Source organism: Corallococcus terminator (assembly GCF_049194865.1).
GTDB classification, from domain to species: domain Bacteria; phylum Myxococcota; class Myxococcia; order Myxococcales; family Myxococcaceae; genus Myxococcus; species Myxococcus terminator_A.
The window spans coordinates 92,481-114,036 of sequence record NZ_JBLZWL010000016.1; the positions used below are offsets into that span (position 1 = coordinate 92,481).

A 21,556-nucleotide genomic window follows, 5' to 3' on the forward strand; every position below is an offset into this window, starting at 1 on the left:
AGGAAGGGAGCGGGGGCGGCGTGTCGCCTCAGTGTCGGGGCGAGGTGTAGCCACCGCCCTGCGCCGGCATCAGCGCGGGAGAGGACGGCTGGGTCGCGCCATTCGTCGCGCCGGTGTTTCCCTGGTCGAAGAAGCCGTTGAGGCCAGCGATGCCGAGCGAGAAGTTCGTCACCCAGCCGGAGTCGGGCTTGCCGGCCTTGGCGCCGATGTCGAGCGGCCTGCCGAAGTGCAGCCGCAGCAGCAGGGGCCCCAGCGCCAGGTTCACGCCGACGACGGCGTTGAGCACGCGGTGGTCCCACAGGTCCCCGGCGTCGTTGCCCACGCCACCCACGTCCATCGCCGCGATGGCCTCCAAGTCACTGAGGAAGGCCACGCGGATGATGTCGTTGAGGGGCAGCTGCAGCTCCAGCGTGGAGAAGGCGAAGTTGCGGCCGAGCAGCCACCGCTCGTCGCCGAAGTTCACGCCGCGCAGGGTGTCGAACGACGACAGGAAGTAGGAGCGCGCGTAGCGTCCGCCGAGCGTCGTGCCGGCGCCGCCGCGCAGGAACAGGTGGGTGCGGCCGTAGATGGGGAAGTAGCGCTCGGCATCCAGCCGCAGGTTGCCGTAGGCCTGGCTGTCGAACGGCTGCACGCCCAGCGTCATCTCCAGCAGCGCGGAGCTGCCCGACAGCGGACCGGTGGCGTAGTGGTACTTGAGGCTGTCGTAGCCCACCTGACCGCTGACCTCGGTCTGGAAGCGGATGGAGCCGTTCTTCGCGTTCCACTCCGTCAAGAGCTCCCGGTTGGCCTCGTTGCGGTCCGGGAAGAAGAGGCGGAACTCGGTCTGGTCGTCGAGGAAGTACTTGGTTCCGCCCATGCTCAGGTCGCCCTGGACGAAGAAGAACGTGCTGAGCGGATAGCGCAGGCTGCCGAGCGCGCCGAAGTACCGCTCCGCCGATGTGAAGAAGACGGGCGAGTCGTCGAACGTCTGGTCCACGCGGAAGCGCAGCGACTGGAACAGACCGCCGCCCCACGTCGTCCGGCCCGCGTCGTTGATGTACAGCATGTAGCCGTCCGTCAAATCGAAGCTGCCGTACACCGCCAGGGTGAGGATGAACTGGTGGTCGCGCATGCGGTCGCTCGCCGCCGCGAAGAGCTGACCGACGAAGCCGCCGCCGCCCGCGCCCGCGAAGCCGAAGATGGGACCGAACTCCAGGTTCTTTCGAGAGAAGGGCTCATACGCCTGCGCATCCGTGAGGGGGCGCACCGCCAGCGGGTTGGGCGGCTCGGGCGGAGGCTCCGGCGCCACCTCGAGCGCGAGCATGCGCGGCGGCCTGAGCACCGCGGGCTTCCGCTCACCTGACACGTGGAAGAGCATCCACAGGCCACCCTCGGGACCGGGGCCCGGCTCGAAGACGCCGGTGGTCAGGTCCGTGCGGCGCACGATTCGGCCGTCCGCCATCAGCTCGTGCAAGTCGGAGCTGCTGTTGTTGAAGGCGGTGAAGAACACGCGACCGTCGGCCAGGGCCAGCGGGTCCGCGTGGTCTCTCTCCTCGCTCGTCAGCCGCTCCACCTGGCGGGGTGCGTCCGGCTTCACGCGGAAGAGGTTGAACTTGCGGTGCGACGTGGCGTCCGAGGTGAAGACGATGCCCGCGGGGCCCCACGTCACCTGGCGCTCGGAGAACACGTCGTCGGTGAGCTGCAGCGGCTTGGCGTCCGGGCTCGCGTTCAGGTCGACGACGTAGACGTCGCGCAGGCCCTCGTCCTGGATGCCGATGAAGGCCACGTAGCGCCCATCCGGCGAGAGGGCCGGCGAGTACGCCGCGAGGATGCCGTGCTTGTCGATGCGGTACGCCTTGCGGTCGCCCACCTCCAACTGCACCGACGTGCCCACCTCCCGGTCGATGCCGGTGCGGATGGGGTTGCGTCGCACCAGCACGTCGTTGACGCGCTTCTCCACGGTGTGTTTGTAGTCCTGCACGTAGATGACGTCGCGGCCGGTGATTTCGGCGACGAAGGCCAGCTTGTCCTTTGACAGCGCGAAGCTGCGGCCGGAGATGGGGTGCAGCGACTCCACGCCGGGAACGCCGTCACCGGCGACCTTCACCGCCTTGTCCGGCGCGCGCGGGTCCATGATGTACAGCCGGCTCTCACCCGTCTCGGGGACGATGGTGCGCATCGCCAGCAGCGTGCCGTCCGGCGAGCTGGCCATGGCGGTGATGTAGCCGGGGGCCTTGTCGAGCAGGTCCAGCGCGGGCGCCGACTGCTCCGAGCCGAGGTACGTCTTGTACGCCCGGCGCTTCAGCCAGTTCTCGAACCGCGCGGACAGCCGCTTCGGATCATCCCCCGTGAGGCGCTCCAGCAGCTCCTCGAACTTGATGGACGGTGAGTCCTTCGAGCCGCCCACCAGCCGGGGCGTGTCCTCCAGCACGCGCTGGATGAAGCCCTTGCCGTACTCCTCCTCGAGGAAGGCCACGCGCACCTGGCCGACCTTGTAGATCCACAGGTAGCCGTAGGGCCCGGGGGAGAAGAAGTCGAGGAAGGCGTAGCCCTTGTAGAGGTCCGGGTTGACGAGCAGGTCGCGGACGAGCATCTCCGCCTCGGGGTCCATGCCCCGCTTGGCGTAGAACTCGGCGATACCTTCGATGAACCACAGGGGAATCGCCTGGAGGGGCTCGCCGAAAACCTTGGCCTGCTCGGCCACCGTCCGCACCTTCTGGATGGTGAACTGGTGCGCCAGTTCGTGGGTGCTGATCTCCTCGAAGAGCCGGTGGTCACCCAGGTACGGCAGGGTGAGCTTCAGGTCCTCCGTGCTGGTGACACCCAGCGTCCCCTCGGACAGCGGGAAGAGGTTGGTCTGCAGGAACTCCTGATAGCTGCTGTAGAGGATGTACGGGAAGGTCTCCGTGGGGACGTACTGGAACGTGTCCACCAGGTACCGGTACGCCTCTTCGATGAGCGGCGCGGCGCGCTCGGCGACCACGCGCTCACGCTCGTAGAAGTAGAAGCGCACGCCGCCGGCCTTGGCGCCGAGCGACTTCGCATAGGTGTAGTTGAACCCACCGTCGGGGTTGCCGCCCAGGGCGGGGCCGCTGCCCAGGGCGGGGCCGCCGCCATCTCCGAGCACGCTGCTCAGGGGCGGGCCTCCGTCCTCGCCGACCGCGACACCCGCCGTCGCGCCAGAAGGGGGCGTGCCTCCGTCATCGTTGCCCGCGAGGGCGTCCGGAGGGGTGCCCCCGTCCTGCTGCTCCGCGGGCAGGGGCGGAGGGCTGGGGGCGAGGCTGGTGGAGGGCTCGGAGCCGGTGGGAGGACCCGAGGGCACCGACTTGGTGTCGCCGGTATCCGGGTGGGTGGTGGGCGCGTCCGGGTTGGCGCCGCCCTGGGCTCCGGGCGGCTGCTCATGCGCCGTCCTCTCCGGAGGCTTGGCGACTCCCGTGGCCGCGGGGCCCACGAGGATGTCGACGTGCCGCCACTCGAACTCGAAGCTGTTCACCGGCGTCTTGCCCGGGCGACGAGGCACGACGAAGACCTGGGCCAAGGCCAGCTCTGGGAGGAGCAGGGTCAGCGCGGCGGCAGCGAGGAGACGGGGGTTCACGAAGGTCACCTCTGGGGTGGGGTACTGGCGAGACAGGTGCTTACTAGGAGGCTCGCTCTCAAGAGTGAGCCTATACAAGCGCCTCGATAATTTCTTTCCGTTTACTTGCCGGGCGGTGGACGTCGCCGCTCCCTTGGGGAGAAAGAGGGAGGGGCTTTCGTTGGGTTCCAACGCCCGATATGCATACGGGCCATGAGACGCTTCTTCTTACTGAGCAGCACGCTGGTCCTCGCACTCGGCTGCGGCAAGGACGACGACTCCAAGAACAAGGCGGAGTGTCATCTTGCCGCCATCAACCTGTCGTCCTGTCAGCGTTCAACCCTGGCCACGGTGCAGGCCAGCGGGGTGTGGAACGTCAATGTCGAACTGAACGACGGGACGGGCTCCGCGGGAGCGATGTCGTTCGCGGGCAGCGCGGGCGCGCGGATGTTGGGGCGCGCGGTGACGGAGCAGCAGTTCACGGACGACACCTTCTATCTGGCCGCGGACGAAGAGTCCTTTGGGCGCACGGTGCGGTATTCGTTCACCGGGTGCTCCGCGACCGCGCCGACGAAGGTGGCTGGCACGTTCCGTCGCTGTGTGGACGGAGGCCTGGACCTGCAGGGCACCTTCTCGGCGGTGCGCATCGTTCGCAACGCCGACGAGGCCGAGTCCTCGGGCCTGGAGCTGGTGAAGGAGCTGAAGGTGCCGCGCGGCATTGCGAGGGACCTCGCCGTGTCGGGGGGCTACGCCTACGTGCCCGCGGGCAACGAGGGCATCTTCATCTACGACGTGCGCGACCCGGCGGCGGCGGAGCCCGTGGGCGCAGCCAAGCGCGACCCCCACATCTACAACGACGTGGTGGTGAGGGGCACGACGCTCTTCGCGGCGACCCAGGGCATTGGCCTCACCCTCTACAACGTGGAGGACCCGAAGAATCCGGTCTTCCTGCGTGCCTTGTCGGACCCCGCGGTGGATGTGACGTCGCTGGCGCTGGAGGGCAACCTGTTGTTCGCCGCGTCGCCCACGCCCAACGGCGAGGTGCTCGTCTTCGATGTGACGACGCCGGTGCAGCCGAAGCTGGTGATCCGCTACTTCATCGAGGGGGCCGCGCCGCGCTCCGGTGAAGTGCCGATGGATGTGACGGCGGTGGGAAATCGGCTGTACGTGAGCAACTGGAGCTATGGCTTGACGGTGTCGGACTTCAGCACGCCGTCGACTCCGAAGCTGCTGGGGCGTTTTGGTGGTGGCACTGCGCGCACGGCGGCGGTGGGCACGGTGGGGGACCGCATCCTGGCCTTCACCGGTGGCGAGGACTGGGGCGCGCACCTGAGTGTGCTGGACGTGGCCTCTCCGGCGAACGTGCTCCAGGTGGGGGAGTTCCGGATTCGTCCGGAGGTCTCCATCCGCGCGCTGGCACTGTCGGGAACGAAGCTCTACGTGGCGCATTACCAGGACGGCCTGCGCGTGCTGGACGTGAGCAACCCGAGCTTCCCCAAGCAGGTGGCGTACTACAACACCTGGCGCGAGGCGGACGCGGGCCGTGGTGAGTCGTTCTCCGAGGGGCTCAACAGCGTGAGCGTCCCTGGCGACGGATACGTGTATGCGACGGAGTCGTCACGCGGGTTGCTCATCTTCCGCGAAGCTCCGTGAAGGGCTGTCACGTCGTCGCCGGTTGAGTGGGGCGCCTCTCGAGTGAGGCGCCACGCTCGTGCCGAGGCGAGTCCTCCCCGCGGGGTGGGCTCGCCTGTTCTTCGTCGTCATGGAGAGAGCAGGGAGTTTCCCGTGCCGGACCTGCCGAGGCTGGCGCTGCGAGCGAGGCTGAGTTCGACGCCCGCATCCTGGAGCGCGAGTCGCGCGGAGTAGGTGTCGCTTCGTCCTGCTGCGTCGCGTGCGAGGTTGAGCAGGGCGCGGGCGCGTTCCGCGTGAACGATGACGGTGCCCTGGCCGAACTCGGCGGCGCTGTCGCGAAGGTCGGCGAAGGCGCTGTCGGCGATGTCGAGTGCATTGCCCACGTCGTCTTCACCTTGTTGGAGCGCCGCGTCCGCCGCGAGCATCCACTCGCCCGCGCTCTGGAGCGCGGAGAGGCGTTGCTGGCGTGAGCGCTCGGTGTCGACGGCGCGCTCGCCGAACGTGTCGACTTGCTGCTGGGTGGCCTGGGCGTTCTGTTCAATCTGGTTGTCGCGTGCCTTGAGTTCCTCTTCGACTTGCTGGAGGCGGGCGCGCAGCTGCGACAGCTCCTCCTGCGTGGGGGCGGGCTTGCTGGCCTGCGCTGAGGCGGCGGCGTTGGCGGGGACATTCCCGGTCTGCTGTCCGCTCACGGAGGACTGCTGCTGCGGCTGAACAGGCGTGGTCGTCGATGAGCCCGAGCCCCCCTGGCCATGGGTTTGCTCCGATTCAGTGGGCCCGAAGCCACCGAGGGAATCCTGGCTCGTGCCCGAACCGCCCGTCCCGTCCTGCATGCTGGGCTGTGTCGACGTGCCCGTCCCTGTCCCCTCGGTGGGGACCGTCGTGCCCGAGCCACCTGTCGAGCCCTGCATGTCGGGCTGCGTCGTCCCTACTCCCGACGAATCCGTGGTCCCCGTCGTGCCCGAGCCCCCGGTCGAGTCCCGCGACGCGTCGCCGTCGATTCCGCCAGCCTGCGAGGCCGACGACGGAGCCACGGCCTCGGTGTTCGAGCCCCCAGGCTGCGAAACCCGCGCATCGCCCGAGTTGTCCGAGCTCGTCGACGTCTGTCCCGTCGTCACGCTCCCCGAACCACCCACGGCCGTGCTCGTGTCATCCGTGCTCGTCGTGCCCTCGGAGTCCTCCGTCCCACTGCCACCCGTGCCTTCCTGCACCTGGGCGGGGATGGCCTCGTAGCGCTGGTACGTCTCATCGACGGCGACCTGGCCAGACGTCGCGGGCGCCTCTCCATCCGGAAGGACCGGGGTGATGTCGTAGCCATCGCCGACATAGGGGATGGTCCCGTCCGCCATGGGGGGCTGGATGACGTAGTTCGGAGGCAGCCATGCGCCATCCGCTGCCTCGGCGGCCTGCTCGTTCGCGTCTCGCAGGGCCGAGGCCGCTGGGTCTCTGACGGACGGGTCCGTGGGAGACGGGTAGGGCGACTCGCTCTGCCCCTGCGCGAGGCTCAATCCGGCGGCGATGGCGATCCACAGGTTCATGCCGTCAGGATGTTCACTGCATGAATTCTCCGGCACCTCGTCGGCCCGAGCGCCCCTCGACGGCCCGCCAGGGCGGCGACCTGCCCGGAAATGCGAAGGACCGCGCCCCCGGGAATAGGAGGCGCGGTCCCTGAATCATCCAGCGAGAGCGGTCCGCTTCAGATGCTGATGCGCAGGCCCGCGCCCAGCTCGAACGTGGGCGCCGCCAGCTTGAAGCCCTGAACAGGCTGCCCGTTGACGACGGTGTCCGGCACCGAGAAGCCGAGCCGGAACTCACCGCCCTTGTGGCCGTAGTGCACCGCGCCGTACCCCTCGACCGTCAGATAGCTGAGGGCGCGGTGGGTGACGTTGATGCGACTGATGTACGACTTGTCCGAGAGGTTGCTGAGCGTGAAGAAGTTGAACGACGTGCGCTCGAGCGAACCGGGCCGGTCCAGGAACAGGTACGCGGCGCCGTAGTGGCGTCCGAGATACAGCGGCTGGAAGGCGTCCTGCACTATCAGGTACGGATAGCCGAAGGAGCTGGTGTAGCCCGTCGAGTTGTAGAAGTACTCCACGCCCAGCACGGCGGTGTCGTTGTCGCCGTACGCGAAGCTGTAGTTGGCGCCGCTCGTCACCTGGGGCGTGAGGCCCGAGGGGACATAGGCCTCCACCACCGACGTGTCCTGGAGGATCTCCTCGAACGTCGTGCCCTCGGGGATGCGGTACAGGGGACGCTCGGTGCCCTTCTTGATGCCCACCTCTGCGTAGACGTCGATGGGCCCCAGCGCAGAGGACAGGTCGAGCCCGAACCGCGGCTTGCGACCCCGCTGTGCCACCGCGCTGGCGCCAAGCTCCGCGGGCCCCAGTACGACCTCCGCGCGCAGCGCCCCACCGATGCGGCTGAGGCGGTTGACCGGGTCGGCCACTCCCGCGCGAGGAACGCCGCCCGTGTTGTCGAGCAGCGCGCCCGCATCGGTGCCCAGGTCATCCATCACCGCGATGCCATAGAAGTTCCAGCCCTTGGCTTCCCATGGGACATGGACCTTCAACATGGAAACGCCCGTGCGCAGGTCCACGAAGGCGAGCGGATTGCGCCGCTGCGGTGACAGGAAGTCGGTGGGGTTCCAGATCTGCCCCGTGCCCCACTTCACATGCTGCTTGCCGATGGTGAGGAACAAGGTCCGCTCGATGTCGAAGCGGAGCCAGGCCTGGTCCAGCAGCACGCGCGGATTGGACGGTGTGTTGGCCGTGGTGGTGCCCGTCTGCGTGGCCACGGTGGGGTCGTAGCTCAACCGCCCCACCACGAAGCCGCGCAGCCGGTCCATGGGCCGTGCGTCGAAGTACCCGTCCACCAGCGTGGGCGCGGAGAACGAGGTGTCACCGAACGACGTCCCCTCCGACGCCGCCGCGAAGCCGCGCATGTAGAACTGCCCGCCAATCTTCAGCGGGTCGTCCACAGCCTCCTCGGAGTCGAAGGCGCTGCGCGTCACCGGCCCCGACAGCGCCTGCGAGTCCCGGTCTCCCGGCTCGGGCGGCGCCGGGGTCAGCGGAGGCTGCCGCTCGGTCGCGTCGCCCGTGTTGCTCGCGTCGGCACCCGCGGACGGCGCGGGGTCCTCGCCGAACACCTCGTCGTCACTGGGGCGCCCCGTCGGCGGGGTCTCCCCGGGCGTGTCCGCCTGAGCAGCGGGCTTGTCGTCCTCGCCCCCGAAGAGGGCATTCTCGTCCGGCCGCCCGGATTGCCCGAGCGCGGTGGTGCCGGCGAGGGCCACGGACAGGGCCGTGGCCAGGGTGAGGTTGCGCGGGTTCATCGGCTCTTGCTCTCGAGCCAGGCCTTGGTGAAGAGGTTGGCCTCCAGCGGGCGCAGGTCCACGGTCTTGATGAGGATGATGGTGGAGTTGGCCTTCTCCACCTCGTCGTAGAAGCGGATCTCCTCGGGGAACCAGACGTCGGCGCCCTTGGACTCGCTGAAGATCTTCTTCCAGCGCGGATAGAGCGCGGTGCGCATCAGCCGGCCGGACAGGGCGTAGTCCTCGCGCTTGAGGATGTTGTTCGTGTCCTTGTCTATCCACATCTTCACGACGGGGTAGGCCACGTCCACGTTGGGCTTCACCTTCAAGAGCAGCTTGTGGGCGGAGTACTTGCCCAGCTTCGCCTCGCCCTCGTAGGTCGGGTCGAACTCCTCGGCCAGACGGGACTCGTCGAAGTCGGCGCGACGGCTGTCGGTGCCCGCGATGCGCTCGCGCTCGGTGCGACGCTCCCACTTGCCCACGTTGGGGTCGTAGCTCCAGAGGTTCTTGTCCATCCGCAGGTAGCCCTTGCCGGCCTCCGCCTTGGGCTTGCTGAAGAGGATCATCAGCTTGTCGTCAGCGTCGCGTCGGTAGATGAACGCCTCGCTCACGTTGTCTGGCTTGTCCTTCTCCTTCTGCTCCAGGTAGATGAGCGACTTGTAGTCGCCACCGTTGCGCTGACGGTCATCGATGGTCGCCAGCAGCTGCGTCATGGCGGCCGGCTCCAGGGCCAGCGCCACGGGCGCGGACAATATGGCCACGGACAGCGCCGCGGCGGACAGCAGATTTTTGAGGCTCATGGATTTCATCCGATGTGGTGCATCGCCGTCACCGGCTTGAGGCGCGCGGCGAGGAAGGAGGGAATCAGCGAGATGAGCGTGGTGCAGGTGGTGATGAACACCATGGCGCCGACGACGGAGCCCGCGTTCACCACCAGGTGCAGCCGGTCCGACATGATGAACATCGCCACGGCTTCAGGGACGCCCATGTGGGCTGCGTCCACGGACAGGCAGACCGTCAGTCCGATGAGCGCGCCCGCCAGGGTGCCCAGCGCCCCGAGCGTCATCGCCTCGAACAGGAACATCGCCACCACCCGGGTGCGCTGCATGCCGATGGCGCGCAGCGTGCCAATCTCCCGGGTGCGCTCCCGGATGGCGATCCACAGCGTGTTCATGATGCCCACGCCGATGATGACCAGCAGCACGAAGATGAGGATGCCCGTCAGTCCGTTGAGCGCGGTGAGCGTCCAGGTGATGAACGACAGCTCATCCTCCCAGTTGGTGATGTCCAGCTTCTGCCCGGTCCACGCCTCGCGGTTCACGACCTCGAACTTCATCCAGAAGGCGCGAGGGTCATTGTCCATGAGCTGGTGGCCCGCGTCCGCCAGCACCGTGCGCAGCCGCGCCTGGACGGCGGGCACCTGGCTCACGTCCTTGAGGTACAGGTAGAGCGCGCCCGTGGTGTCGTCGCGCAGCTGGTACAGCGAGCGCAGCGTGTTGGACGGGACGAAGATGTTGAAGTCGCTCATCAGGCCCACGTCGGTGGCGATGGCCGCCACGCGGACGTCCACCGTGTTGTTGGTGCCGCGCATGGTGGGGGCGGAGATGGTGATGGTGTCGCCCACCCTCACCTGGAGCTTCTTGGCCTGCTTCTCGAACAGGAGCACGGTGTTCTGCTCGTCGAGCCCGTCCAGGGTGCCCTCGTGGATCTGCAGGACCTGCCGGAAACCCGGCTCGTCCTTCACGTCGATGCCGCCCACGCCCACTTGAAGCGAGCCGGACTCGCTGACGATTTTGGCCCAGCCGCGCCCGCGCTGGACGGCGTAGTCCAGCTCCGGCACTTCCTTGCGGACCAGCTCGAGAATCTTCGGGTAGGTCGTCACCACGGGCGCGGCCTGCCCGGCGGTGACCTTGTAGAAGCCGCCCACGTTGACGTGGCCGGTGGCGAGCGTGGTGGCGGAGCGGAGCATCGTCTCCTTCATGCCCGTGGACAGGCCCATGAGGATGACGAGCAGCGCGGTGACGCCGGCGATGGCGCCGCCCAGGAGCAGCGTGCGCCGCCGGTGGGTGCCGAGGTTTCGGAATGCGATGAGGAAGAGCTGGAACATGGTCTCACTCGTCCGTCTGCATCGCCTGGAGGGGCGACACCCGCGTCGCGAGGAACGCGGGATAGAGGGTGGAAATGGCGGACACCAGGAGGACAATCACGAAGGCCGCGATGAGGTTGCCGGCGCTCAGCGTGGGATAGAGGCGGGGACCGGAGAAGAAGAAGTACAGCGCCTCGTTGCCGGCGGGGATGCCGGCGCTGCCCAGCGCGCTCATGATGCCGCTGCCGAGCAACGCTCCGCCCGCGCCGAAGACGAAGCCGAGCAGCACCGTCTCCACCAGCACCATGCTCAGGATGAAGGAGCGCTGCGCGCCGATGGCCCGCATCGTCCCGACTTCCCGCACGCGCTGGAGGGTGGCCATCATCATCGCGTTGTTGATGATGACCAGCGCGACGATGAAGATGATGAAGACGGCGAAGTAGAGCACCAGCTTCGCCATCAGCACGAACTGGCCGATGAGGCCCGCGGCCTGCTGCCACGACACCACGCGCAGCTTCAGCCCCGCGTCCGTCGCGGACTGCTTCAGCTCCGCCATCGTCTGCTGGAGCTGCTCGGGGTCCTTGAGGATGATGGCCGCGCTGAGCGCCACGCCCTGCTCGATCTCCTGCTGGGAGTAGACGCGCGCGGCCAGGTCGTCCCGGCGCAGCGAGCCCAGGGCCCCCTCGAACGCCTTCGAGTCCTCGATGAGCCCCGGCGTGGCCTCCGCCACCAGCGTGTTGCCGCTGTCCTCGCCGAAGAGCGCATCCTCGGCGTTGGCGCGGTCCACCGCCTTCAGGCCGCTGTTCTTCTGCAGCTCGGCGATCTCCGCCTTCCGGTCCGGACTGAGGTAGCCGTACAGCTCCCGGAAGGACATCAGGTCCATCAGGTTGATGACGCCGGCCATGGCGGACTTCTCCAGCCCCTTGAACTGATAGGTGCCGTAGATCTTCACGTTGAGGCTCTGCACGTAGCCGGTGCGCGTGAAGGCGGTGATGGTGAGGCTGTCACCCATGCGCATGCGGTACAGGTCCAGCAGCGGCGCCAGCTCCGCGTAGAACTGCTGGTAGCGCGTGTCGAAGTTGTCGTCGGTGGTGGTGAGGAACTCCGACAGGAGCTTCTCCAGGGAGGGCTCCTGGTTGCCGAGCACCTTCTGCAGCCGCTCCACCGCCTGCCGCGTCTTGATGGGATCCAACTGGAAGAGGATCTCCCGCGTCTGCGTCTGGTTCTCCTTCACCCAGCGCTGCAGCGCCGGGTCGGTGTCGATGCGCTTCTGGTTGAGGTCCTTCTCCTGCTTGATGTTGTCCAGGCGCAGCGCCGTCTTCAGCTTGAGGAAGTTCTCGTAATAGAACTTGGACAGCAGCATGCCGCGCTTGCCCTGGGGCACCGGCTGGCCGTCGACGATCTCCATGCGGTCGAAGGTGCGCTGGAAGGAATCCAGGTCCGTGCCCACGTAGCGCATGTCCAGCAGGTCGCCGTCCGGAAGCTGCGGGGCGATGCGGTTCTCCAGGAACTCCAGGGCGGCGAACGGGTCCTGCTCGAAGGTGTCCCAGAACGCGTCGGTGCGAGCGCGCGCCAGGGCCTCCGCCTCCAGCGGGTCCACGGCGGCGGAGCTGAGCAACTCCCGGCTCTTGTTGCGCTGCTCCTCCATGAGCGACACCATCTGCCGCACGTGTGACTTGACGCTGTCGATGTTCGCGCGAAGGGCAGGGGACTCGCCCTCCTCCGCGCGCTTCTTGTAGAGGTCTCGCAGCCGCGCGAGCGTCAGGTCCACCGTGTTGCCGGAGGAGATGAGCGCCCCGCTGGTGCCCATGGGCACCACCGTCTTCACGTTGGGGTGCTTCTCCAGGAAGGGCTTGATGCGGCTGAAGTCGTCCAGCACCGCCAGGTCCGGCTCGCCGCCCATGCCGCCGTACAGGCTCAGCTCCTCCTTGGAGTCGTCCGAGTAGACCTGGAGGTGTCCGGCGACGCTGCCGATGATGCTGCGGCTCATCGCGCTGTCCATGCTGTCGAGCAGCGCGCCGCCCACCACCACCAGCAAGGTGCCGAAGAAGATGATGCCGCCGATGAGGATGTTGATCTTGCTGGTGAACAGGTTGCGGAAGGCCACCTGCATCAGCAACCGGAGCTGGCCCATGTCAGTGACCCTCCGCGCCTGCCGCCATGGCCCGCTTGGCCTCGGAGGGGGTCAGCCGGTCCAGGAACTTGCCGTCCGCCAGCCGCACCACCGCGTTCGCGTGGCTCATCACCTTGGCGTCGTGCGTGGAGAAGATGAAGGTGGTGCCTTCCTTCTGGTTCAGCTCCTTCATCAAGTCGATGATGTTCTGACCCGTCACCGAGTCCAGGTTGGCGGTGGGCTCGTCCGCCAGCACCAGCTGGGGCCGGGTGACGAGCGCGCGCGCCACGGCCACGCGCTGACGCTGACCACCGGACAGCTCGTTGGGGCGGTGCTTGGCGTGGTGGGCCAGGCCCACCTGCTCCAACAGCTGGTTCACCCGGTCCTTGCGCTGGTTCTTGTCCAGCTTGCGCTGGAGCAGCAGCGGGAACTCCACGTTCTGGAAGACGCTGAGCACCGACACCAGGTTGAAGCTCTGGAAGATGAAGCCGATGGTGTGCAGGCGCAGGTGGGTGAGCTGGCGCTCCGTGAGCTGCTTGGTGTCCTGGCCCGCCACGCTGACCACGCCCGAGGTGGCGGTGTCCACGCAGCCGATGAGGTTGAGCAGCGTCGTCTTGCCGCTGCCGGACGGGCCGGCGATGGAGATGAACTCTCCGGGGTGCACCTGGAGATCCACGCCTCGCAGCGCCGGGACGACCACCTTGCCCAGGGTGTAGTCCTTGGTCACATTGGTGATGGAGACGATGGGGGATTGCGAGACTGCGGCGTTCATGCGGTGCGTCCTTTCGATGCCTTGGGGGTGCGGGACGAGGGGCGGGCCGCGCGTGAGGCGCGCCACCGCTCGGCGATGCCGGCCATTTCGGCCAGGTAGAACTCACAGAAGTCCGCCGCCTCGCGCAGGTGCTGCTTGTGCGCGAGCTGCGGCGCGGAGAGGGCCTCCTGGCACACGCGGACGAACGCCTTGACGCTGTCCTCCGCGGTGCGGAGCCGGCTCTCCCAGCCGTTGTTGTTCACGACGTAGTAGTGCTGCCGGTCTCCGGGGATGCTGGCCGGCTCCACCAGTCCCATCGCCATGCTGGCGCGGATGTTGGTGGACACGGAGGCCGCGCTCACCTTGAGCACGCGGGCAATCTGCTGGAGCGAGAGCGGTTGGTCCGTCAGCATCAGGAGCGCGTGGATGCGCCCGCCGATGCGCGTGCTGCCCTGCCGCTCGAAGTACAGCCCCATCGATTCGATGAAGCGCTGCTCCGCGGCGCCTGGCTCCTTCATTCACGGCCTCCGTCCAACCCGAGGAGGCCGCGCGCGACAGACATCCGCGAAGGGCCAGGGTGGCGGCCCGGCATCTAGTTCGTTCAGACCATTCAGTCAATACTGAATGAAGTGAACGCGAGAAGGGCCCGAGGCCGTTCGAGGCCGCGGGCCCTTCTCATCCCCACCTGGGGGAGGCTGGTGCTTCACGGGTGCGGGCCGTGGGCTCAGTACGTATCGGGGGTGGTGCTCTTGTCCCCGGTGCCGGTGCCCATGTCCTTGCTCTTGTCCGTCCCCATGCCGGAGCCACCGGTGCCCGGGTCCTCCACCGGAGCGGGAGGCGTGTCCAGGGTGCTGTCGTTGATGGACGGATCCGGCTTCATGACGTCCGTGCCCGCGCCGCCGGTGCCCGACAGCGAGATGCTCTTGGCCATGTTCTTCGTTTCCTTCACCTCGAAGCTGGCGCGGATCTCCTGGCCCTCCTTGAGGTCCTTGGCCTTCTTGAGCGTCGGGTCGGTGAAGGTGGTGCTCTTGTCGATGTCGAGCGTCACCACCGCGCCCTGCGCGTCCTGCACGAAGACCTTGCTGCTCTCGGCCTTCACCACCTTGCCGCTCAGCTCCTTCTGGCCCATGGCGTTGGTGCCCATGGTGGGGCTGGTGCCCATGGTGTTGCCGGAGCCGCCCATGGAGCTGTCCTGTGGCATGGAGCCGTCCTGCGTGCTCCCCGTCGTACCTGACGTGCCCGAACCGCCCTGGGCCGGGATGTCCTGCTGCGGCTTCATCGTGTCGTCGCTCGCGAGGGCCGCGCCGGAACCCATCAGCGCCATCGCCGTGAAAACCCCAATCAGCTTCTTCATGGGAGAATCTCCTGTGTGAGTGCGACGGAGGGGTGTGCGTGGTGCGGCGTCCCTCCGCTGTTCCAAAAGCTAGGTGCGGTGGTGGAAGGAGACAGGGCTGGGGGGGCAAGGTTGGCGCGTGCCCGGTCCCTCCCCTGCCGGTGGGGCCAGGGCAGGGTGGACCCGAGGGCGGGGGCGCGTGCTGCTTGTGGCCGGGCGGGCTTTTCCCCTAGCGTCACATCGGCAAGCGTCCATCGGCCCTTCAGCCGCTGGCCCGACAGGAGACCCCCTCCGCGATGCCCCCGTCCGCCAAGCCGTCCGCTTCCCCTCCGGCCCAGGAGCTTCCCGTGCCCTCGTACCCCGCAATCGAGTCGCTCCTCGAGGCGACCCCCGCAGAGGACGTCAGGGCGCTGTTCGATCCGCTGAAGGACAGCCTGGCTGCCCTCAAGGGCCCCAAGGTGGAGGTGGGCAAGAAGGCTCAGGCCGCGCTGACCCACGCCGAGCAGCTGCTGGAATTGCTGGTGGATACCCGCGAGCGGCTGATCGCCGAGACGAAGGGTTCCAAGGGCCGGAAATGACGGGGTTTTCCTGAACAGTCGCGGTTTTTCGCCAGGGGCAGGCAACTGGCGGAGGGCTGGGACGATAATCAGGGAAAGAGCACTGGATCATCCGGGAGCTCTGTCTACTTATCGCAGCGCCTGGAGGATGAAATGGCGAAGATCGACAACATGATGGGTCCCGGCGTCCGGCTCTCGACCAACGTCACGACGGCGCGGCAGACCCCGCAGACGGGCTTCGGCGCGCGTCTGCAGAACGGCCTGAACAGCGCGGCGGGCGCGGTGGGCACGGGCGTCGGCGCGGTCGCTGGCATGATTCCGGGCGGGCAGATTGTGTCCGCGGCGGTCTCCTCGGTTCACACCCTGTCCAACAACTCGGGCTCCGGCAGCGCGCCCTACGCGGGCGTGATGAGCACCGCGGTGGGCATGGGCGGCGGCGCGGCCCCGTCGATGGGTGGCGGCGTCGCGGCCGGCATCAGCGGCGTGGCGGGCGGCGTCGGTGGTGGCGTGGCGGGTCCCGGTACGGGCGCGCTCGGCACCAGCACGTCGGACACCGTCGGCGGCAATTTCTCGCTGAACCAGATGGCGGCGGAGAACTCCAAGCTGCTGAACCTGCAGGCGGCCATTCAGCAGGAGTCGCAGACCTTCACGGCCATTTCCAACGTGATGAAGTCGCGGCACGATTGCATCAAGAACTCCATCAGCAACGTCCGCTAAGCCCTCGGGGCGTGGCGGGCGAGAGCACGGAGGGGAGGGAAGCGGCGCCGCTTCCCTCCAGGCCGGGCCAGGAAAGGAAGAGCGAAGTCCATGGCGGAGAGCGTCTCGGAGATCTCGAACAGCCTGGTTCCCTTGGGGCGCCAGCAGGCCATGGTGTTGCTGGAGGCCGGCTACCTGTGGCTGGACATGGGGCAGTTCGACAAGGCGAAGGAGATCTTCTCCGGCGCCGCGGCGCTGATGCCCAAGAGCGAGGTCCCGCAGCTCGGTCTGGGTGCGGTGGAGTTCGCGCAGGGCCGTCACGACAAGGCGCTGCAGGCCTACCGCTCCGCGCAGCGACTGGCGCCTCAGGCGTCCCTGCCGCGCGCGCACGTGGGCGAGGCGCTCCTGTTCCTCGGCAAGGTGCCGGAGGCCCTCAAGGAGCTGAAGGCCGCCGTCGACCTGGAGCCCGAGAGTGACGGGGCCCGACTGGCGCAGGCGCTCCTCCAGGCGAAGGAAGCGGGAGTCCTGCCTCCCGCGAAGAAGTAGAGGCAGGAGGGGAGCTTCGCCCATGGCTGTCGGTGGCGTTGGACGCGGTGGTGGCAAGGGGCGCGCCGGTGGCGCGAAGGGGGCGTCGTCCGCGGCGCCCACGGGTGGCACGGCTTTTGGCGCCAAGGTGGACAAGGCGGAGTCTCTTGTTGGCGTTTCGGGTCTGGTAGGCTCCAGCAACGTCCAGGGCCCCCAGGCCGCGGATCCGGTCGCCGCACAGGCGATGGCCATCGCCCGCGGATTGAAGAACGGGGGCTTCAAGAGCAAGGAAGAGGCGACCCGGGCGTTGGTCGCCGAAGTCCTGAAGGAGAAGCTGCGCATGAAGTCCTCCTCCCTCACCACGAAGATCGCGGACGCACTGCAGGATGATCCGAGGCTGAACCAGGTTCTCGAGCGGCTGTGGTCCAAGGCCGAGTGAGCAGCGCTTGCCACTGGGCGAAGACAGGAAGGCCATTCTCACCAAGTACGGCCCCTACGTTCGGTCGCTCGCGGCGACCGTGCGCAAGCAGTTCAACGCCCAGCTCGAGCTGGATGAGCTCGTGGCGTACGGACAGATTGGACTGCTGGAGGCCGCTGAACGATTCGACCCGAAGGTGGGAGCCAATTTCCTCACCTTTGCCCACTACCGCATCAAGGGCGCCATCTTCGACGGCTTGAGGAAGATGGGGGTGTTGAGGGGTTCTGACGCCCGCAACGCGTACGTGGGCGAGCGGGCGGCGGCGTATCTGGGCAATTTGTCGGACCGCGAGTCGGGCTCAAGCAACCGGGGCAGCTCATTTGACGATGATGTCAGTGACATCTCCGATGCTGTTCAGGGTCTGGCGATGGTGTTCGCCTCCAGTCTGGAGGGGGCCGACAACGGCGGGTACACCGACGAGTCGCTGCCGGTGGACGTCCGGCTGGAGCAGGAGCAGCTGAAGACGCGGGTGCGGGCGGCGATAGAGAAGCTCCCGGAGAAGGAGCGAAAGCTTCTTCAGGGGTACTACTTCCAGGGCAGGACGCTGGAAGAGGCGGGGTCGGAAATCGGGCAGTCGAAGAGCTGGGCGTCGCGGCTTCATGCGCGGGCCATCGACCGCCTCAAGGAACTCTTGAACGAGGAGGAGGAACTTCCCCCTACCTCGACGGATGCAAGGAGGCTGGCACATGGCGGGTCCGATGGCGGGCATCTCCGCGGCGCAGGTGGCGCAGCAAAAGCTGCAGGATCAGGGCGTCCAGCAGACGAACAAGGCGGGAGCGTCGAAGTTCGACGGAGTTCTCGCTGACAAGTCGCAGGGCGCCGGTCAGGTGGACGCGGCCCAGGGCGTGAACAAGGCCCAGGCGGCTCAGGCGACCCAGAAGACGGACGCCGTGCGTCAGGTGGAGACCGTCAACAAGACGGAGAAGGCGGCCCTGAACAAGGTCAGCGCCACCGCCACCCAGCCTGTCTCCGCGAAGGCCGCGGAGCCTGTCGCCGCGAAGACGGAGACGGGCAAGACGGGCAAGGCCTCCGACATGATGTCGCAGGTGATTGGCGACCTGGAGAAGGGCCAGGGCAACCTGGAGAAGATCATCTCCCAGGCCTCCAGCGGCAAGCAGTTCTCCAACGCCGAGCTGCTCTCGCTCCAGGCGTCGATGTACCAGTACACCCAGCAGTTGGACCTGACGAGCAAGGTGGTCGAGAAGGCCACCACCGGCCTCAAGGACGTCGTCAAGACGCAGGTCTGATTTCCATCCACCGTCCTCGGTGGCGCTTGGTCGAAGGGCGGCCTCTCCGAGTTGGAGGGGGCGCCCTTCCGCGTTTTCCGAGGCCCAGGTAAGCTCACGCCCGCCCATGATTCGCCGACCGCATGCGTTCGCCGCCCCGCTCCTCGCCCTCGTGCTCGTGACGGGATGTCACATCGAGCTGCAGCATGAGCTGAGTGAAGCGGACGCCAACGAAATCTACGTCCTGCTCAGCAAGAACGGCATCAACGCGAAGAAGGAGAAGGAGGAAGGCGGCAACGAGGTCCGGTTCATGATCACCGTGCCCAAGACGGACGCCGCCGAGGCCGCGGAGTTGCTCAAGCTCAACTCGCTGCCCAGGCCCGTGGAGAAGGGGCTATCGCACTTCGCCAAGGGCAGCATGGTGCCCACCGCCACCGAGGAGCGCGCCATGCTCCTCAAGGCCATGGCGGGCGAGGTCTCCAACGCGCTCAATCAGATTGACGGCGTGCTGGAGGCGCGCGCCATCGTCAGCGTGCCGGAGAACAACGACCTGACGCAGCCGGAGAACAAGCCGATGCCGTCCGCGTCGGTGTTCATCAAGTACCGCATCGTCGAGGGCGGCAAGGCGCCCATCGAGATCGCCGCCGTGAAGGCCTTCGTGGCCACGGCCGTGCCGGAGATGCGGCCGGAGGCGGTGACGGTGCTGATGACGGCGGCGCAGGGCCCCAAGGCGGAGAAGACGGACGAGAACCGGCAGCAGGACGTGCTGGGTCTGCGGATGACGGCCTCCAGCGCCAGCCAGTTCAAGATCATGCTGGTGGGCGCGTTCGTGCTCATCCTGGCGATGATGGGCCTGACGGGTTGGTCGTTCATGCGCGCCCCCGGTGGTGCTCCCGCGGCGCGTGGCACCCGTCCCCGCGTTCGTCCGCCCGAGGCCTGACGCCTTCGCGCCCCTCCCGGTGGGGCGCCTTCTTTCTCCCAGCGGGCGTCGGTGGGGCCCGCGAGGTGACGTTTGGACTCGTTCTTCACCTCGCTCAACAAGCGTCAGAGCATGTTGCTCCTGACCGCCGTCACCTTCGGCGGCCAGGAGAGCTTGGGGGCGATGGAGCACCTCCCGACGGAGGAAGGTGAGCTGCTGCGCCACCGCGCGCAGGAAATCCTGCAGATTCCCCGCGACAAGCGCATCCCCGCGCTGGTGCAGGAGATCAAGCGGCTGGTGAAGGACCGCCGTGGCCAGCTGTGGAGCGCGGAGCCGGAGCGGCTGGCCGCGCTGCTGCAACGCGAGCGCGGTGCGCTGATGGAGATGGTGCTGCGCGCGCTGCCCTCCTCGATGGCGGAGGCGGTGCGGGTCCACCTGCCGCCGTCTCGCGTGAAGCTGACCCGCGAAGTCCGACCCCAGGTCCTGGACATCGTCCGGTGGAAGCTGGAGGAGGCGCTGGCGCGGGAGTCGAGCGCGTCGCAGTCGGCGGGCTTCAAGTTCTCCGACGTGCTCATGCTCCAGCAGCGCGAGCTGCTCACGGTGAGCGACAGGCTGGGCGCGCGCGTGCTCGGACCGGCCCTGGCGGGCCTTCCGGACGCGGAGCGGGAGACGCTGCTGGAGGCCCTGCCTCCGGACCTGAAGCTCCTGGCCGGCAAGTCCGTGGCGGCCAATGCGCCGCGCAAGCTTCCGGAGGAGGACGCACGCGCGCAGTTGGAGACGCATGACGGGCTGAAGAACCCTGCGGGCTCCATCCGCAGCGCGGGAGTCCAGCGGCTGGCGCGCGCGTGCGTGGCCCAGTCGCCGGAGTTCGCCGCGCGCATGCTGGAGAAGTACCGGGGTGAGTTCGGCAGCCTGATGGCGAAGTGGGTGCGCGAGGAGCGCATCCGGCCCACCGCGCGCGGCGATGGTGGCCGCACCGACATCGTCATGGACCTTGAGCGGCTGGCCACCCGGGGCCTCATCGAGCGCCCCGTGCGCCTGGCGACACCGCCCCCGCCGCGTCAGTCCGCCGTGCTGCCGCCTCCTCCTGGCGCGCGCAAGGCCGCGGCCTCCGCCGCCGCGCGTGAGGCCCCTGCGCGTGAAGCGCCGGCGGGTGCTCCCCGCGAGCCCGTGGCAGCGCCGCGCGAGCCCGTGGCAGCGCCGCGCGAGCCCGTGGTAGCGCCGCGCGAGCCCGTGGCGGTGCCTCGTGAGGCGGGTGGCTCGGCTGTGCACCGGGAGCCGCCCGTGGGTGCTCCCCGAGAGGGCGCGGGCGTGGCCCGCGAGCCGGGCAAGGCGGGCACCGCCACGCGTCGGCCCCCTGGTGCCGAGCCCTCGGCACGCCGCGACTTCATGGCCGAGCGGGCCGCGAGGAGCGCGGGCGCCATGTCCAGCCGGGAGGGCTCCCGCGTCACGCGCCCCAAGGATGGCTCCGCGGTCCATCGTGTCCCCCCGCGTCGCGACCCCGCGGACGCGGCGCCGGCCCCGGGCGCTCCGCGTCGTGATGGCCCCTCGGCGGGGGCCGGACGTGAGCCAGGCGGGCCCGAGCCCCGGCCGGGTCGTCCCTCGCGGCCGGACCCGGAGGGCGCTCGCATCGGTCCTCCACCCTCGCGGCTGGGCTTGGGTGGCCCCCGGCCTCGGCCGGCGACACCTGGGAGCGAGGCAGAGGCGCCTCCGATGAGGGAGCGCTCGCGGGTGAGCCCCGCGGAGGACGGTTCTCGGGCAGGTCCCGCCTCGGACGGTTCGCGCGTGGGCCGCGCGGCGGATGCTTCTCGGGTAGGTCCCGCCTCGGACGGTTCGCGCGTAGGCCGCGCGGCGGACGCGTCTCGGGTAGGTCCCGCCGCGGACGGTTCGCGCGTGGGCCGCTCGGCGGACGCGTCTCGGGTAGGCCCTGCCTCGGACGGTTCGCGCGTGGGCCGCGCCTCGGACGGCTCTCGGGTAGGCCCCGCTGGGGACGGTTCCCGGGTAGGCCCGGGGGAGGGCTCTCGCGTGCAGCGCCCGCCCGAGGAGCTGTCCCGCTCCTCCCGCGTGAGGCCTCGTGCCGATGTGCCTCCGCCCCGTGAGGACCCCGAGGGCTCACGGGTGTTCCGCTCGCGCTCGTCGGTCAGCGTCAAGGCGTTGCGCACGGACCCGACCCGGGAGGGGGGAAGCCAGCAGGAGCGGCCCCCTCGGGTGCTGGCCGGGCGAGCAGCCCCTCCCGCGGGGGCGCCGTCGGGGGTTCAGAAGGAGGGCACGGCGGTGCAGCGCCGACCCCGCTCGACGTCCGACGCGGACAAGCCGGTGCCTCCGGGCTCCGGCGGGCGTGGACCGCGCGGCGGAACGCGCTAGCATCCGGCTCGCAAGGAGC

18 protein-coding genes are annotated in these 21,556 nt (G+C 68.4%); 9 read left to right on the top strand and 9 right to left on the bottom strand.

Going from position 1 to position 21,556, the window contains the following annotated elements:
• Positions 1 to 28: 28 nt before the first annotated feature.
• Positions 29 to 3,574 (bottom strand): TolB family protein, encoded by a 3,546-nt coding sequence (locus tag ACN469_RS08065; protein ID WP_498765810.1) that lies wholly within the window; start codon positions 3,572 to 3,574, stop codon positions 29 to 31.
• Between the two features lie 192 nt (positions 3,575 to 3,766).
• On the opposite strand from ACN469_RS08065, the gene ACN469_RS08070 reads away from it, so the two are divergent.
• Positions 3,767 to 5,206 (top strand): LVIVD repeat-containing protein, encoded by a 1,440-nt coding sequence (locus ACN469_RS08070; protein WP_498765812.1) that lies wholly within the window; start codon positions 3,767 to 3,769, stop codon positions 5,204 to 5,206.
• A 107-nt stretch (positions 5,207 to 5,313) separates the two neighbouring features.
• On the opposite strand, the gene ACN469_RS08075 is transcribed toward ACN469_RS08070, so the two are convergent.
• The 8 genes from ACN469_RS08075 to ACN469_RS08110 form a co-directional block, all read right to left on the bottom strand.
• Positions 5,314 to 6,720, bottom strand: a complete 1,407-nt coding sequence (locus ACN469_RS08075; protein ID WP_498765814.1) for a hypothetical protein — start codon at positions 6,718 to 6,720, stop codon at positions 5,314 to 5,316.
• Between the two features lie 158 nt (positions 6,721 to 6,878).
• Positions 6,879 to 8,510: a hypothetical protein gene (locus tag ACN469_RS08080; protein ID WP_498765816.1), complete on the bottom strand. Its 1,632-nt coding sequence runs from the start codon at positions 8,508 to 8,510 to the stop codon at positions 6,879 to 6,881.
• Positions 8,507 to 9,289 carry an outer membrane lipoprotein-sorting protein gene (locus tag ACN469_RS08085; RefSeq protein WP_498765818.1) on the bottom strand — a complete coding sequence of 261 codons (783 nt, stop codon included), beginning with the start codon at positions 9,287 to 9,289 and terminating at the stop codon, positions 8,507 to 8,509. The genes ACN469_RS08080 and ACN469_RS08085 overlap by 4 nt, the downstream gene beginning before the upstream one ends.
• A gap of 5 nt (positions 9,290 to 9,294) precedes the next feature.
• Positions 9,295 to 10,596, bottom strand: a complete 1,302-nt coding sequence (locus ACN469_RS08090) for an ABC transporter permease (protein ID WP_498765820.1) — start codon at positions 10,594 to 10,596, stop codon at positions 9,295 to 9,297.
• Between the two features lie 4 nt (positions 10,597 to 10,600).
• Positions 10,601 to 12,709: an ABC transporter permease gene (locus ACN469_RS08095; protein ID WP_498765822.1), complete on the bottom strand. Its 2,109-nt coding sequence runs from the start codon at positions 12,707 to 12,709 to the stop codon at positions 10,601 to 10,603.
• Between the two features lies 1 nt (position 12,710).
• Complete coding sequence (locus tag ACN469_RS08100; protein ID WP_498765824.1) at positions 12,711 to 13,460, bottom strand: ABC transporter ATP-binding protein; 750 nt, start codon at positions 13,458 to 13,460, stop codon at positions 12,711 to 12,713.
• On the bottom strand, positions 13,457 to 13,957 hold the full coding sequence (locus ACN469_RS08105) for a GbsR/MarR family transcriptional regulator (RefSeq protein WP_498765826.1): 501 nt from the start codon (positions 13,955 to 13,957) through the stop codon (positions 13,457 to 13,459). Before ACN469_RS08105 ends, ACN469_RS08100 begins: the two co-directional genes overlap by 4 nt.
• A 206-nt stretch (positions 13,958 to 14,163) precedes the next feature.
• Positions 14,164 to 14,793: a hypothetical protein gene (locus ACN469_RS08110; protein ID WP_498765828.1), complete on the bottom strand. Its 630-nt coding sequence runs from the start codon at positions 14,791 to 14,793 to the stop codon at positions 14,164 to 14,166.
• Between the two features lie 326 nt (positions 14,794 to 15,119).
• On the opposite strand from ACN469_RS08110, the gene ACN469_RS08115 reads away from it, so the two are divergent.
• The 8 genes from ACN469_RS08115 to ACN469_RS08150 all read left to right on the top strand — a co-directional run bounded on the left by ACN469_RS08115 (position 15,120) and on the right by ACN469_RS08150 (position 21,537).
• Positions 15,120 to 15,350, top strand: coding sequence for a hypothetical protein (locus tag ACN469_RS08115; RefSeq protein ID WP_498765830.1), 231 nt, complete (start codon positions 15,120 to 15,122; stop codon positions 15,348 to 15,350).
• Positions 15,351 to 15,482: 132 nt separating this feature from the next.
• A complete protein-coding gene (locus ACN469_RS08120; RefSeq protein ID WP_498765832.1) occupies positions 15,483 to 16,046 on the top strand; it encodes a hypothetical protein in 564 nt (187 codons plus the stop codon).
• Between the two features lie 90 nt (positions 16,047 to 16,136).
• Complete coding sequence (locus tag ACN469_RS08125; RefSeq protein WP_498765834.1) at positions 16,137 to 16,571, top strand: tetratricopeptide repeat protein; 435 nt, start codon at positions 16,137 to 16,139, stop codon at positions 16,569 to 16,571.
• A 22-nt stretch (positions 16,572 to 16,593) separates the two neighbouring features.
• Positions 16,594 to 16,989, top strand: a complete 396-nt coding sequence (locus tag ACN469_RS08130; RefSeq protein WP_163867954.1) for a hypothetical protein — start codon at positions 16,594 to 16,596, stop codon at positions 16,987 to 16,989.
• Positions 16,990 to 16,996: 7 nt separating this feature from the next.
• Positions 16,997 to 17,833, top strand: a complete 837-nt coding sequence (locus tag ACN469_RS08135; RefSeq protein ID WP_498765836.1) for a sigma-70 family RNA polymerase sigma factor — start codon at positions 16,997 to 16,999, stop codon at positions 17,831 to 17,833.
• The gene (locus tag ACN469_RS08140) at positions 17,715 to 18,275 is read left to right on the top strand and encodes an EscF/YscF/HrpA family type III secretion system needle major subunit (protein WP_498765838.1); all 561 of its coding nucleotides are present in this window, start codon (positions 17,715 to 17,717) and stop codon (positions 18,273 to 18,275) included. Before ACN469_RS08135 ends, ACN469_RS08140 begins: the two co-directional genes overlap by 119 nt.
• A 106-nt stretch (positions 18,276 to 18,381) precedes the next feature.
• Entirely contained in the window at positions 18,382 to 19,194 is an 813-nt protein-coding gene (locus ACN469_RS08145; protein ID WP_498765840.1) for a type III secretion protein, read from the top strand.
• 72 nt (positions 19,195 to 19,266) lie between these two features.
• Positions 19,267 to 21,537, top strand: a complete 2,271-nt coding sequence (locus ACN469_RS08150; protein ID WP_498765842.1) for a hypothetical protein — start codon at positions 19,267 to 19,269, stop codon at positions 21,535 to 21,537.
• Positions 21,538 to 21,556: the final 19 nt, after the last annotated feature.